The sequence below is a fragment of the Caulobacter sp. X genome (genome assembly GCF_002742635.1).
Classification (GTDB): domain Bacteria; phylum Pseudomonadota; class Alphaproteobacteria; order Caulobacterales; family Caulobacteraceae; genus Caulobacter.
On record NZ_PEGF01000002.1, the window covers coordinates 901099 to 914676 of the forward strand.

General features: G+C 70.6%; 11 protein-coding genes and 1 pseudogene. 10 read left to right on the top strand and 2 right to left on the bottom strand.

Annotated features, from left to right (window positions below):
- Positions 1-65 precede the first annotated feature (65 nt).
- From ccmI to uczS, 7 genes are all read left to right on the top strand, one after another.
- A complete protein-coding gene (gene ccmI / locus CSW60_RS16510) occupies positions 66-1181 on the top strand; it encodes a c-type cytochrome biogenesis protein CcmI (RefSeq protein ID WP_099538390.1) in 1116 nt (371 codons plus the stop codon).
- A complete protein-coding gene (gene ccmE / locus CSW60_RS16515; RefSeq protein WP_099538391.1) occupies positions 1178-1681 on the top strand; it encodes a cytochrome c maturation protein CcmE in 504 nt (167 codons plus the stop codon). Before ccmI ends, ccmE begins: the two co-directional genes overlap by 4 nt.
- The gene (locus tag CSW60_RS16520; protein WP_099538392.1) at positions 1678-3660 is read left to right on the top strand and encodes a heme lyase CcmF/NrfE family subunit; all 1983 of its coding nucleotides are present in this window, start codon (positions 1678-1680) and stop codon (positions 3658-3660) included. The genes ccmE and CSW60_RS16520 overlap by 4 nt, the downstream gene beginning before the upstream one ends.
- A gap of 134 nt (positions 3661-3794) precedes the next feature.
- Complete coding sequence (locus CSW60_RS16530; RefSeq protein ID WP_099539164.1) at positions 3795-4241, top strand: cytochrome c-type biogenesis protein; 447 nt, start codon at positions 3795-3797, stop codon at positions 4239-4241.
- A 172-nt stretch (positions 4242-4413) separates the two neighbouring features.
- Positions 4414-5991, top strand: coding sequence for a Do family serine endopeptidase (locus tag CSW60_RS16535; protein WP_099538393.1), 1578 nt, complete (start codon positions 4414-4416; stop codon positions 5989-5991).
- A gap of 191 nt (positions 5992-6182) precedes the next feature.
- Entirely contained in the window at positions 6183-6854 is a 672-nt protein-coding gene (gene uczR, locus CSW60_RS16540; protein ID WP_099539165.1) for a two-component system response regulator UczR, read from the top strand.
- A gap of 33 nt (positions 6855-6887) precedes the next feature.
- Complete coding sequence (uczS, locus tag CSW60_RS16545) at positions 6888-8294, top strand: two-component system sensor histidine kinase UczS (RefSeq protein ID WP_099538394.1); 1407 nt, start codon at positions 6888-6890, stop codon at positions 8292-8294.
- A 162-nt stretch (positions 8295-8456) separates the two neighbouring features.
- Here the strand turns inward: uczS and CSW60_RS16550 are convergent, their stop codons facing one another.
- A complete protein-coding gene (locus CSW60_RS16550) occupies positions 8457-9347 on the bottom strand; it encodes a M56 family metallopeptidase (protein WP_099538395.1) in 891 nt (296 codons plus the stop codon).
- Positions 9348-9453: 106 nt separating this feature from the next.
- Between CSW60_RS16550 and CSW60_RS16555 the strand changes: the two genes are divergently transcribed.
- Positions 9454-12330 (top strand): bifunctional [glutamine synthetase] adenylyltransferase/[glutamine synthetase]-adenylyl-L-tyrosine phosphorylase, encoded by a 2877-nt coding sequence (locus CSW60_RS16555; RefSeq protein WP_099538396.1) that lies wholly within the window; start codon positions 9454-9456, stop codon positions 12328-12330.
- Between the two features lie 27 nt (positions 12331-12357).
- Here CSW60_RS16555 and CSW60_RS24415 read toward each other — a convergent pair.
- Positions 12358-12474 (bottom strand): annotated as a pseudogene (locus tag CSW60_RS24415) (hypothetical protein).
- Between the two features lie 87 nt (positions 12475-12561).
- Between CSW60_RS24415 and CSW60_RS16560 the strand changes: the two are divergent.
- Together CSW60_RS16560 and CSW60_RS16565 are read left to right on the top strand one after the other, a co-directional pair.
- Positions 12562-12984: an EF-hand domain-containing protein gene (locus CSW60_RS16560; protein ID WP_099538397.1), complete on the top strand. Its 423-nt coding sequence runs from the start codon at positions 12562-12564 to the stop codon at positions 12982-12984.
- 26 nt (positions 12985-13010) lie between these two features.
- The gene (locus tag CSW60_RS16565) at positions 13011-13571 is read left to right on the top strand and encodes an RNA polymerase sigma factor (RefSeq protein ID WP_099538398.1); all 561 of its coding nucleotides are present in this window, start codon (positions 13011-13013) and stop codon (positions 13569-13571) included.
- Positions 13572-13578 lie beyond the last annotated feature (7 nt).

The following is a 13578-nucleotide window of genomic DNA, read 5'->3' on the forward strand; positions in this document are numbered from 1 at the left end:
CGCTTGACGCCCTTAAGCGCTTTTCCCACTAACGGCCGACGTCAGAACAAGCTAACACCCGCATCATGATCGCATTCTGGATCGCCGCGACGGGGCTGTCGGCCGTGACCGCGGGGCTGGTGCTGCGCGGCGCCGCGCGAGCCCAGCCCGTGGACGACGCTCAGGCCCGTCTGGAGCCGCATCGCCGCCGCCTGGCCGAGGTCGAGCGCCTGGCCATGGACGGCCTCTTGGCGCAGGACGAGCTGAAGGCCGCTCGCGCCGAAGCGGGGCGAGGCCTGCTGGCCGCCGCCGACCAGGCCGAGACCTGGGAGCGCGGCGGCGTGGCCGCCCGCAAGGCGGTGGTCGCCATCGCCGGGGCGGCCTGCGTCGCGGGCGTTGGCCTCTATGTCTGGCTGGGCCATCCCGAGCTTCCCGACCAGCCCTACGCCCGGCGCGTCGCCGAATGGAAGGCCGCCGATCCGTCGTTGCTGCAGCCCGCCCAGATCGCCGCCGTGCTGGAAGGCGTCGCGGCCGAGCGTCCCAACGACGCCGAGCCGCTGGTGTTCCTGGCCAAGGCCCGGGCCGCCGCCGGCGACATGGCCGGGGCCGAGCAGGCCCTGCGCCGCGCCGTGGACCGCGCCCCGAACCGCGCCGACATCTGGAGCCTGCTGGGCGAGACCTTCGTCATCGAGGGCAAGGGCGACATCGGCGCCGACGCCAAGCTGGCCTTCAACCGCGCGCTGAAGGCCGACCCCAACGACCTGCGGGCCCGCTACTATCTGGGCCGCGCCCGCATCGCCGAAGGCGACGTGATCGGCGGCCTCGGCGACTGGCGCGCGCTGTTGAGCAGCCTGGCCCCCAACGATCCGGCGCGCACCGCCCTGGGCCGCGAGATCGCCACGGTCGAGGCCGCCGGCGGCCTGCCGACGCCCCAACCCTCCGCCGCTCAGAACCCGCAGGTGCAGGGCATGATCGCCGGCATGGTCGAGGGTCTGGCCGCGCGCCTGGCCCAGTCGCCCGACGATCCCGACGGCTGGGTTCGCCTGGTCCGCGCCTACGCCGTGCTGGGCGAGACCGCCAAGCGCGACGCGGCGCTGGCGACGGCGACCGCCCGCTTCAAGGATCAGCCCAAGGTGCTGGCCGCCCTGCGCCAGGCCGCCGACACGCCTTCGCAAAAGACCGCGCCCAAGACCGCCCCATGAGCTTCTGGCCGAAATCTCGAAAGGCGCGTCGGCGCCTGACCGTCCTGCTGGCCGTCGCGCCGGTGCTGGCCCTGGCCGTCGGCCTGGCGCTGTACGGCATGCGCGACAGCATCTCGCTATTCTACACGCCCGCCCAGGCCCAGGAGGCCCACGTCAAGCCGGGCCGCAAGGTCCAGCTGGGCGGCCTCGTCCAGCATGGCAGCGTGGTCAAGCATCCGGGCGGCGACGTCGAGTTCGTGGTCGCCGACCAGAAGGCCGCGGCGAAGGTCGTCTATCACGGCGACCTGCCCGACCTGTTCCGCGAAGGGCAGGGGATCGTCGCCGAGGGGACGTTCAACGACCAGGGCGTCTTCGTCGCCAAGCAGGTGCTGGCCAAGCACGACGAGCGCTACATGCCGCGTGAAGTGTCCAAGGCTCTGAAGAAGCAGGGCGAGTGGCGCGGCGAGGGCGCGGGGGCCCCGGCCTATGACGCCTCGGCCTATGGGAAGCCCGCTCAATGATCACCGAGCTTGGCGCGTTCGCCCTCGTCCTGGCGCTGATGCTGTCGCTGGCCCAGACCGGCCTGTCGGCGGTCGGCGGCGCGCGGCGGTCGGTGGTGCTGGCCGGCGCCGGCCGTGGCGCGGCCGTCGCGGTGTTCGTGGCCGTGGCGGTGGCCTTCGCCTGCCTGATCCACGCCTTCGTCGTTTCCGACTTCTCGGTCGCCAATGTCGCGGCCAACTCGCACACCGCCAAGCCGATGCTCTACAAGGTGGCCGGCGCCTGGGGCAGCCACGAGGGCTCGATGCTGCTGTGGTGCCTGGTGCTGACCGGCTACGGCGCGGCCATGGCCTTCTTCGGCGACAGCCTGCCGCCGCGCCTGCGCTCCTACGCCATCGCCATCCAGGGCGCGCTGGGCGTGCTGTTCCTGGCCTACACCGTTTTCGCCTCGAACCCGATGGAGCGCCTGCTGGACGTTCCGGTCGAGGGGCGCTCGCTCAATCCGCTGCTGCAGGACCCGGCGCTGGCCTTCCACCCGCCGTTCCTCTACGCCGGCTATGTCGGCTTCTCGGTGGTCTATTCGCTGTCTCTGGCCGCGCTGATCGAGGGCCGGATCGACGCGGCCTGGGCCCGCTGGGTGCGGCCCTGGACCCTGGCCGCCTGGAGCCTGCTGACCGTCGGCATCACCCTGGGCGCCTTCTGGGCCTACTATGAGCTCGGCTGGGGCGGCTGGTGGTTCTGGGACCCGGTCGAGAACGCCAGCTTCATGCCCTGGCTGATCGGCGCTGCCCTGCTGCACTCGGCTATCGTCACCGAGAAGCGCGGCGCCCTGCCGGGCTGGACCGCGTTCCTGGCCCTGGCGGCTTTCACCTTCTCGATGCTGGGCGCCTTCCTGGTGCGCTCGGGCGTGCTGACCAGCGTCCACGCCTTCGCGGTCGACCCGACTCGCGGCGTGCTGCTGCTGATCATGATGGGCGTCGCGGCTGGCGCGGGCTTCCTGCTGTTCGCCCTCCGCGCGCCCAGCCTCAATCCCGGCGGCCAGTTCCGCACGATCAGCCGCGAGAGCGCGATCGTGCTCAACAACATCCTGCTGTCGACGGCGACGGCGGTGGTGCTGCTGGGCACGCTGTTCCCGCTGATCCGCGAGGCCATGGACGGCGAGGCCGTCTCGGTCGGCGCGCCGTTCTTCAACCTGACCTTCGTCCCGCTGATGATCCTGGCCTTCGCCGTGCTGCCGGCCGGCCCGCTGCTGGCCTGGAAGCGCGGCGACGCCGGCGGCGTGGCCCGCAAGCTGTGGGTCGTGCTGGCCGCCGCCGTCGTTCTGGGCCTGATCGCCTACGCGCTCGTCCAGCCGCGCAAGGTCCTCGCCAGCGGCGGTCTCGTCGTCGGCTTCTGGCTGATCGGCGGCGCGCTGCTGGAGCTTGCCGAGCGCCTGAAGCTGTTCCGCGCCGCCTTCGCCGAAAGCCTGCGCCGCGCCCGCGGCCTGCCGCGCGGCGCCTGGGGCACCACCCTGGCCCACGCGGGTCTCGGGATCTTCGTGCTGGGGGCCTCGTTCGAGACCGCCTGGCGCGTCGAGGCGGCTCAGGCCCTCAGCCTGAACGGCAGCCAGCCGCTGGGCGCCTACACCCTGACCCTGACCAAGGTCGGCACGGTCGAGGGGCCCAACTACCTGGCCGAGCGCGGCGTCGTGGAAGTGGTCGACAAGAAGGGCCGCCTGGTCTGCCTGGCCGCGCCCGAGCGCCGGTTCTATCCCACTGGCGGCCAGACCACCTCGGAAGTCTCGATCTGCCCCAGCGTTCTCAACGACATCTATGTCGTGATGGGCGAGCGCCGGGCGGGCGAGGGCGGCAAGCCCGCCTGGCTGATCCGCGCCTATGTGAACCCGTGGGTCCGGCTGATCTTCCTGGGGCCGCTGCTGATGGCGATCGGCGGCGTCGTCTCGCTGTCCGACCGCCGCGTGCGGCTGGGCGTCGGCCGACGGGCGCAGGAGACGGTGTCGTGAGGACCGTGGATTTCCAAGATCCTCCCCCGCGTTGCGGGGGAGGTGGCCCAGAGGGCCGGAGGGGGCTAGCTCGGCTTTTTCAGCGATCGCCCCCTCAGTCGCTCCGCGACAGCTCCCCCGCAACGCGGGGGAGCATCTTGAGAAACCTCGCCGTCGCCCTCTGCGCCATCGCCCTGACGGCCGGCGCGTCCGAGCCGTCCGAGCGCCTGGCCGATCCGGCGCAGGAGGCCCACGCCCGGGCCCTGTTCCGCGAGGTCCGCTGCCTGGTCTGCCAGAACGAGTCGATCGACGACTCCGAGGCCCAGCTGGCCGGCGACCTGCGGCGAATTGTCCGCGAGCAGGTCAAGGCCGGCCGCAGCGACGCCGAAATCCGCGCGTTCCTGGTCGAGCGCTACGGCGAGTTCGTGCTGCTGAAGCCGCCGTTCTCGGCCGGCAACGCCGTGCTGTGGCTGGCGCCGGTGGGCGTTCTGCTGATCGGCGGCGTCCTGATGGTCGGGCTCCTGCGTCGACGCGCGCCAGCGGACGGCGAGCTTTCGCAGGACGAGGAAGAGCGGCTGAAGCGTCTGCTCCAAGACGATTGACACGATTGCGCCGAAAAGGAGCCTCAAGAAGCTCTAGCCTGGGCGTAAAGATTGGGTCGAAGCCATTGCACCTTTTACGCGCGGGACTAGGTTCTGAGGTCAAAGGGACCGCGCTGGCGCGGGTTGAGGCATAAGGGACCGCGTGGCGACGCGCGGGTGAGGAAAGACGAGAATGACCGCTAGGAAGTCGGGTTTCATTGTGGGCGCCGTGGCCGGCGCGGGCGTCGCCTGCGCGGCCTTGGCCGGCGTCGGGATGCGCATGGGGACCGCCGCCGCGGAAGCCCCGGCCGTCCGCACCAACGTCGCCAGCGCCCCGGCCTTCGCGCCGCCGCCCGGCGCGCCGATGTCGTTCGCCGACATCTTCGAGAAGGTTTCGCCCGCGGTCGTCCAGATCAACGTGACGTCCAAGGCCTCGCCGCAGCCGCTGCGCATCCCCGGCTTCGAAGGCTTCGACATCGTGCCGCGCGGCAAGAAGGCGCCGGGTCAGGGCCAGGACGGCGATGACGGCGACACGCCCGCCACGCCGAAGCAGCAGTCGGCCGGTTCGGGCTTCTTCATCTCGGCCGACGGCTACATCGTCACCAACAACCACGTCGTGGCCGACGCCGACGACATCCAGGTGGTGATGAAGGACGGCCGCGAACTGAAGGCCACCCTGGTCGGCCGCGACGAGGGCACGGACCTGGCGGTGATCAAGGTCGTCGATCCCAAGGCCAAGAACGCCGATTTCCCCTATGTGAACTTCGAGAACCAGGCCAAGCCGCGCGTCGGCGACTGGGTCATCACGATCGGCAATCCGTTCGGCCTGGGCGGCACCGCCACGGCCGGCATCATCTCGGCCTATGGCCGAAACCTGCAGGACACCACCTCGCAGTTCGTGAACTACATCCAGATCGACGCGCCGATTAACCGCGGCAACTCGGGCGGTCCCAGCTTCGACATCTACGGCCGGGTGATCGGCGTCAACAGCGCCATCTATTCGCCGTCGGGCGGCTCGGTCGGCATCGGCTTCGCCATTCCGGCCGACGTCGCCGAAGCGACCGCCAAGCAGCTGATCGCCACCGGCAAGGTGGTGCGCGGCTACATTGGCGTCAGCATCCAGGACTTCAGCGCCGAGGCGGCCGAGGCAATGGGCCTCAAGGACGTAAAGGGCGCGATCGTCGCCGAGGTCGTCGCTGGCGGCCCGGCCGCGAAGGCCGGCCTGCTGCCCGACGACATCCTGGTGGGCGTCAACGGCGTCAAGGTCGCCGACCGCTCGGAACTGACCCGCGAGGTGTCCAAGGCGCGTCCGGGCGAGATCATCAAGATGTCGATCATCCGCGACGGCAAGCCGCGCGTCATCGACGTCCGCTCGGGCACGCGTCCGTCGGAGAACTCGCTGGCGGTCAACGACGACGAGCAGGATCAGGACGGCGGCGGCGCGCCCAGCCCGGGCAAGTCCGCCAACCAGCGGGTCGACGCCCTGGGCCTGACCCTGGCGCCAATCGACCAGGCCGCTCGCGACACCTACAAGATCGACAGCGAGATCAAGGGTCTGCTGATCGCCGGCGTGAAGGGCGACAGCGACGCGGGCGAGAAGGGCCTGGCCAAGGGCGACGTGCTGGCCAACATCAACGGCGTGGCGGTCACCAGCGCGGCCGAGGTCAACGCGGCGGTCGCGTCCGCCAAGAAGGCCGGCCGGAGCGCCGTCCTGGCCAAGATCATCCGCCAGAACCGTCCGGTCTTCGTGCCGCTGAAGATCGCGCCGTAAGCGGAAAACACCGTCTGAAGACAGAGCCCCGTTCCGGTCCGCCGGAGCGGGGCTTCTTCGTTTCTGACCAAGGTTTAAGTTACGCCGGCCGCCGAAAGCGGTATTTCCGGAGCAACTATCGCGCGTCGGCCCAGAATCGGGAGAACGTCGATCGTTCCGCTGTTCTGTCCGCGCGCATGAGGGGCTCGCTGATGCGTATTCTGATTATCGAAGACGACCTGGAAGCCGCCGGCGCCATGGCGCATGGCCTCAAGGAGGCCGGCTATGAGGTCGAGCACGCGCCTGACGGCGAAGCCGGCCTGGGCGTGGCCCAGAAGGGCGGCTTCGACGTGCTGATCGTCGATCGGATGATGCCCAAGATGGACGGGGTCACCGTCGTAGAGACCCTGCGTCGCGAGGGCGACCAGACGCCGGTGCTGTTCCTGTCGGCCCTGGGCGAGATCAACGACCGCGTCACCGGCCTGCGCGCCGGCGCCGACGACTATCTGGTCAAGCCCTACGCCTTCCCCGAGCTGATGGCCCGGGTCGAGGCCCTGTCGCGTCGTCGCGAGACGGGCGCGGTCGCCACGACCCTGAAGGTCGGCGAGCTCGAGATGAACCTGATCAACCGCACGGTCCATCGCCAGGGCAAGGAGATCGACCTGCAGCCGCGCGAATTCCAGCTGCTGGAGTTCATGATGCGTCACGCCGGCCAGTCGGTCACCCGCACCATGCTGCTGGAGAAGGTCTGGGAATATCACTTCGACCCGCAGACCAACGTCATCGACGTGCACATCTCGCGTCTCCGTTCGAAGATCGACAAGGGCTTCGACCGGGCGATGCTGCAGACCGTGCGCGGCGCCGGCTACCGGCTGGATCCGTAGGAGATTGGCGGCGGTTCGCCGCCGAGACCCGCCATGCGTCTGCCGCGCCTTCTCCGCACCACGCCGTTCCGGCTGACCCTGCTGTTCCTGGCGCTGTTCGCCGCGGCGGCCAGCGCCTTCCTGGGCTACATCTACGTCGCCACGGCGGGCGAGGTGAACCGGCGCGCCCAGGCCGAGATCAGCCGCGAGTTCGAGAGCCTGGAGGCCGCCTACCGCCAGGGCGGCGTCAACGCCCTTAACCAGACCATCGTCGAGCGGGCGACCGGCGAGCGGCCGTTCCTCTATTTCCTGGCCGACAAGACCGGCAAGCGGATCTCGGGCTCGATCGAGGAGTCGCCGATCGCCAACTTCTCCGGCGACGGGCCCGAATGGGCCAGCTTCAAGGTCACCGAAACCGATCCGGACGGAGCCGAGGTCAAGGCCGCCGCGCGCGGCGTGCAGCAGCGCCTCGACCACGGCGAGATCCTCTTCGTCGGCGCCGATGTCGACGCCTCCGAAGCCTATGTCCGCAAGATCGTCCGGGCGCTGTGGGGCGCCGGGGCGCTCGTCATCCTGCTGGGCCTGGCCGGCGGGGTGGTGATCAGCCGCAATGTCAGCCGCTCGATGCAGGGTCTCGTGGACGTGGTCAACGCCGTCCGCGCCGGCGACCTGCACGCCCGCGCCAAGGTTCGCGGCACGCGCGACGAGTACGACGAGCTGGCCGAAGGGCTGAACGACATGCTCGACCGGATCGAGCGCCTGATGGGCGGGCTGCGACACGCCGGCGACGCCATCGCCCACGACCTGCGTTCGCCCCTGACCCGCCTGCGCGCCCGGATGGAGGTCGCCCTGATCGACGCCGAGAACGGCAAGGGTGATCCGGTGGCGGCGCTGGAGACGGCCCTGGCCGACGCCGACGGCGTGCTGAAGACCTTCAACGCGGTGCTGGCCATCGCCCGCCTGCAGGCCGCCGGCGCCGCGCCCGACCAGCGGGTGTTCGACGCCTCGGAGCTGGCTGGCGACATGGCCGAGCTCTACGAGCTGTCGTGCGAGGACAAGGGCCTGGACTTCAAGGCCGAGATCACGCCGGCCCTGTCGATCAAGGGCAATCGCGAGTTCCTGGCCCAGGCCCTGGCCAACATCCTCGACAACGCCATCAAGTACACGCCCGAGGGCGGGGCGATCATGCTGCGCGCGCGGCGCACCTCGTCCGGCGAGCTGGAGTTCTCGGTCACCGACACCGGCCCCGGCGTGCCCGAGGCCGACCGCGCCCGCGTCGTCCAGCGCTTCGTCCGCCTGGAGAACAGCCGCAGCGAGCCCGGCGCCGGCCTTGGCCTGTCGCTGGTCCAGGCCGTGGCGGCCTCGCACGGTGGCCGGCTGGAGTTGGCGGAAGGGCCGGGCGAGTACAACGGCACCGGTCCTGGGCTGCGCGTGGCGCTGGTGCTGCCGCGGGTGGAGTAGGGAAGGCTAGAGGCTTAAAGCGCCCCCTCCGTCTCGTCGCCTATCGGCGCCGATCCACCTCCCCCGTTGCACAGGGGAGGATGACGTCCTCCTCACCCGCGAAGCGGGGGAGGTGTCGCGACGCGAAGCGGCGTGACGGAGGGGGCGTTGAGCCCCGCCGCTCTACCGCGACACCGCCACCCAGGTGATCGCGCCCGTATAGGGATCCATCTGCGGCGCGTAGGCGGGGGGCATGTCGCTGTAGTCCGGCCCGCGTGGGGCGACGCTCCAGACGATGGCCATGGCCGCGATCGCCAGGAAGGTCATCGTCAGGAAACCGGCCACGTCGCGGGTCAGGCTCGGCTCGCGGCGGTTCAGCAGCGAGACCCGCAGGATCAGCGGATGGGTGGCCCAGCCGCAGGCCAGCGGCGAGGTCGAGACGCTGAGCTGCGCCTTCATCAGCGCCTTGGCGTAGTCGGCGCGGATGTCCGAGCGCAGGGCCACGACCGTCGCGTCGCAGGCCAGCTCCTGATCGATGCGGACCAGGCGCTGGGCCAGGGCGACCATCGGATTGCACCAGCCCAGGACCCCGAACGCGGCGATGACGAGGTTCGTGATCGGGTCGCCGCGATTGATGTGGGTGCGTTCGTGCAACTGGATCATCTCGCGCTCGCGGGCGTCGAAACGCTGGGCGAAGTCGGCGGGCAGGACGATGCGCGGCCACAGGGCGCCCATGACGGCGGGACCGGCTCGGCCCTGGCGGACGCGGCGGCGGAACAGATGCTCGCGCAGAACCAGAATGGCGGTGGCGATCACGCAGCCGCCCAGCCACAGCATCACCAGCTTCGGCGCCCAGACGCCGAGCGGCCGGGCGGGCGCGCCCAGGTCCATGGTCTCGGCGAGACTGGGGAAGAAGGCCGCGGCGGCGGCGGCCGGCGCGATGATCCACAGGCCATAGGCTCGGCGCGGCCCGAACAGGCGGCGCGCGAACGGTCGCAGGGCGATGATCAGCAGCACCGCCGCGGCGGCCGCCACCTGGGCTCGGATCAGGGCTAGGGCGAAGAGCTCGATCATTCTCGGGCGGTTCCTGCCGTTTCCTCGGACGCAATGGTTACAACTGTAATATGCGGCGTCAAGCCGGAGTCTTGTTCGGAAGGCTCAGGCGCGCGACGGTGCCGCCATGACTCGCCTCGCCGACCAGCTGACGCCCTGTGGCCCTATCGTCGATCCCAAGGCCGCCGAGCGCGCCCACGAGGCGATCGCCAAGCGTACCGGCGAGGCCTTCGCCGTCGTGGACGCCGCCTGGCCGGCCCTGGCGCCGGTGTTCGCGGGCTCGCCCTACCTGACCAGCCTGGCGCGGCGGGATGGCGTCCGGTTGCCGTCGATCCTGCGAGCCGAACCACAGGCGCGCCTGGCCGAAATCCTCGACGCCGCCGAGGCCGTCGCCGCCGAGCCGGACTTCGAGACCGCCCGCCGGGTGCTGCGCGAGCTGAAGGCCGACCTGCATCTGCTGACCGCGCTGTGCGACCTGTCGGGCGTCTGGGACCTCGACCAGGTGACCGGCGCCCTGACCCGCTTCGCCGACGCGACCTTGCACGCCGCCCTGGCCCAGGCCGTGCGCCAGGAGGTCGATCGCGGGGCGCTGACGCAGGTGGGCGAGGGCGAGGACGGTCCCGCGCCGGGCCTGTTCTGCGTCGCCATGGGCAAGCACGGCGCGTTCGAGCTGAACTATTCCAGCGACATCGATTTTTCGATCTTCTACGCGCCCGAGAAGCTGCCGGTCGCTGAGGGGCACGAGCCCCAGGCCGTGGCCGTGCGGATCGCCAACCATCTGGGCCGGATCCTGCAGGAGCGGACCGGCGACGGCTATGTGTTCCGCATCGACCTGCGCCTGCGCCCCGACCCGTCCTCGACCCCGCCGGCCATGCCGGTCGACGCGGCCATGGACTACTACGAGAGCGTCGGCCAGAACTGGGAGCGGGCGGCGCACATCAAGGCCCGCATCGCCGCTGGCGATCTCGCCGAAGGCCGCGCCTTCCTGGAGGGGCTGCAGCCGTTCATCTGGCGGCGGAACCTCGACTTCGCGGCCATCGCCGACATCCACTCGATCAAGCGCCAGATCCACACCTACAAGGTCGACGACCGCCTGACCGCCAAGGGCGCGGACTTGAAGCTGGGGCGCGGCGGCATCCGCGAGATCGAGTTCTTCGTCCAGACCCAGCAACTGATCCTGGGCGGCCGCCAGCCCGATCTGCGCAGCCCGCGCACGCTGGACGCCCTGAAGGCGCTATCGGAGGCGGGCCACGTGACGCCGGAGGACGCCGCTTGGCTGACGCAAGCCTACAAGGACCTGCGGGCGCTGGAGCACCGCGCCCAGATGATCGCCGACGATCAGACCCACAAGCTTCCGGACTCCGACGCCGACCGCAAGCGCGTGGCGGCCCTGTGGGGCGAGGGAAACCTGCGCAGCTTCGACGCCGCCGTCGGCAAGATCCTGAAGGGCGTGAACCTGCGCTACGGCCGCCTGTTCGCCGGTGAGGAGGAACTGTCCTCGCGTTTCGGCAGCCTGGTGTTCACCGGCGTCGAGGACGACCCCGAGACCCTGGCGACCCTGAAGCGCATGGGCTTCTCCAATCCCGAGCGCGTCGCCGCCACCATTCGCGGCTGGCACCATGGCCACATCGCCGCCACCCGCACCGAGCGGGGGCGAGAGCTTTTCACCCGCCTGGCGCCGCGCCTGTTGGACGCCGCCAACGCCACCGGCGCGCCGGACCAGGCGTTCAATCGTTTCGCCGACTTCTTCAGCCGCCTGTCGTCGGGCGTGCAGATCCAGTCGCTGTTCCTGGCCCAGCCGCGCCTGTTCGAGCTGATCGTCGAGGTCATGGCCTTCGCACCCCGTCTGGCGAGCACCATGGCCAAGCGGCCGACGGCGCTGGACGCCCTCTTGGACCCCAGCTTCTTCGGCCCGATCGAGACGCCGGCCGTCGCGCCGTGGGATCCGGAGGACTTCGAGGGCGCGATGGACGCCGCCCGGCGGCTGTTCCGCGACCAGAGCTTCCGGATCGGGGTGCGGGTGATGAGCGGCACCGCCGACGCCCGCGACATCGGCCGGGCCTTCGCCGAGCTCGCCGACCTGATCATCGGCGGCCTCGCCCCCGCCGCCCTCGCCGAGGTCGAACGGCTGGGCGGGGCCTTCCCCGGCCAGGTCGCCGTGGTGGCCCTGGGCAAGGCCGGCTCGCGCGAGATGACCGCCAAGTCGGATCTCGACCTGATGACCCTCTACGCCGCCGACGGCCCCCAGGGCATGTCCGCCATCAAGGAGTGGAGCGCCGACGTCTTCTACGCCCGCTTCACCCAGCGCCTGACCTCGGCCTTGTCGGCGCCGACGGGGGAGGGAACGCTGTACGAGGTCGACTTGAAGCTCCGGCCTTCCGGGACGAAGGGCCCGGTGGCGGTCAGCTTCGCGGCCTTCGAGGACTATTACGAGCGCGAGGCCGAGACCTGGGAGCTGCTGGCCCTGACCCGCGCGCGGGTCGTCTGGGCCAGCTCCGAGGCGTTCCGGCAGCGGGCCGAGGGCGCGATCGCGGCGGCGTTGCGCCGGGCGCGCGATCCGAAGAAGACCGCCGCCGACGTCGTCGAGATGCGCCAGCTGATGGAGCGCGAGCGGCCCGGCAAGGGCGACTGGGACCTGAAGCTCGATCCCGGCGGCCTGGTGGACATCGAGTTCGCCGCCCAGTTCCTGCAACTGGCCCACGCGGCGGCGGGCGGTCCCCTGCGCCAGAACACCGGCGAGGCCCTGGCGGCCTTGCGTGAAGCGGGGCTGGCGGACGATGGCGCGCTCTCGCGGCTCGAGGCGGCCTGGCGGCTGGAGCAGGACCTTTCGCAACTGATCAAGGTGGCGCTGGAAGACGGCGGCGATCCGGAGACCGAGCCCAAAGCCTTCAAGGCGCTGCTCGCCAAGGCCGGCGGCGTCGCCCAGTTCAAGTCGCTGAAGCCGAAGCTGGCCAAGGCCAAGGCCGAGGCGCGGGCGGCTTATGAGGCGGTGGTGAAGGGGTAGGGTGAGACGCCCCCTCCGTCACGTCGCCTATCGGCGCCGCGCCACCTCCCCCGCAAGCGGGGCAGGAGGGAAGCTGTTTCCTCCTCACCCGTGAAACGGGGGAGGTGGCGTGATGCGATACGCATCACGACGGAGGGGGCGCAATTCTTGACCACACCTCCGACGGAATCCCCGCCTCAACGCGTTTCACTCTCAGGGACGGGCCTTCCAGCTTCGGAGACCTTCGAGACAATGATCAAACGCACCTTGATCGCCGCCGGCGCCGTGCTGGCCGTGGCGGCGCCCGCGCTGGCCCAGACCAGCGCCCCCGCAGGCCAAAATCCCACGGGCATGACCCTCGAACAATTCCAGGCCAAGAACACCGACAAGATGTTCGAGCGCCTCGACACCAACAAGGACGGCAAGATCTCGCCCGAGGAGTTCGCCGCTTTCCGCGAAAGCAACGCCCAGGCCGACGCCAAGGCGAGCAGGGCCGGCAAGCGCGGCCAGCGGATGTTCGCGCGCTTCGACAAGGACAAGGACGGTTCGCTGTCGCGGGCCGAGGCCAACGATGTGCTGGCCATGCGGTTCAAGCGGATGGACACGAATAACGACGGCGTCCTGACCTTGGAAGAGTTGCAGGCCAAGTCCGGCAGGGCCAAGGTCGGGGTCTGATGACGACGTGCGCGGCGGATTGAAGCTTGGCGTCCGACGGGAACGATCCCGACGAGGTCCTGCTGGCGGGGGTGAGCCGAGGCGAGCCGACCGCCGTGCGTCAGCTGCTGGACCGACGTCTGCCGCGCATTCTCGCCCTGGCCCGCCGCATGCTGAACGACCCCGGCGAGGCCGAGGACGTCGCGCAGGAGACCTTCCTGCGGGCTTGGAAACAGGCTCGGGCCTGGAAACCCGGCCCGGCGCGGTTCGACACCTGGCTGCACCGGGTGGCGCTGAACCTGTGCTACGATCGCCTGCGGCGTCGGCGCGAGATCGCGACCGATACGCCGCCGGAGCAGGTCGATACGGGACCCGCGCCGGACGCGGGCTTGATGGGGGCGGAGCTCTCGCGGCGGGTCGAGGCGGCGCTGGCGGCGCTGCCGGCGCGCCAACGCGAGGCGATCGTGCTGTGCCACCACCAAGGCCTAGGGAATATCGAGGCCGCGGCGCTGATGGAGATCAGCGTCGAGGCCCTGGAAAGCTTGCTCGCGCGGGGGCGCCGGGCGTTGAAGACGTCGCTGGCGGATCTGCGGGGGGCGAGCGGATGAAGGAGGC

What these genes read in the sequence shown, in the direction of transcription:
- ccmI (WP_099538390.1), top strand. Translation starts at nt 66, where the DNA reads ATGATCGCATTCTGGATCGCCGCGACGGGGCTGTCGGCCGTGACCGCG.
- ccmE (WP_099538391.1), top strand. Translation starts at nt 1,178, where the DNA reads ATGAGCTTCTGGCCGAAATCTCGAAAGGCGCGTCGGCGCCTGACCGTC.
- CSW60_RS16520 (WP_099538392.1), top strand. Translation starts at nt 1,678, where the DNA reads ATGATCACCGAGCTTGGCGCGTTCGCCCTCGTCCTGGCGCTGATGCTG.
- CSW60_RS16535 (WP_099538393.1), top strand. Translation starts at nt 4,414, where the DNA reads ATGACCGCTAGGAAGTCGGGTTTCATTGTGGGCGCCGTGGCCGGCGCG.
- uczR (WP_099539165.1), top strand. Translation starts at nt 6,183, where the DNA reads ATGCGTATTCTGATTATCGAAGACGACCTGGAAGCCGCCGGCGCCATG.
- uczS (WP_099538394.1), top strand. Translation starts at nt 6,888, where the DNA reads ATGCGTCTGCCGCGCCTTCTCCGCACCACGCCGTTCCGGCTGACCCTG.
- CSW60_RS16550 (WP_099538395.1), bottom strand. Translation starts at nt 9,347, where the DNA reads ATGATCGAGCTCTTCGCCCTAGCCCTGATCCGAGCCCAGGTGGCGGCC.
- CSW60_RS16555 (WP_099538396.1), top strand. Translation starts at nt 9,454, where the DNA reads ATGACTCGCCTCGCCGACCAGCTGACGCCCTGTGGCCCTATCGTCGAT.
- CSW60_RS16560 (WP_099538397.1), top strand. Translation starts at nt 12,562, where the DNA reads ATGATCAAACGCACCTTGATCGCCGCCGGCGCCGTGCTGGCCGTGGCG.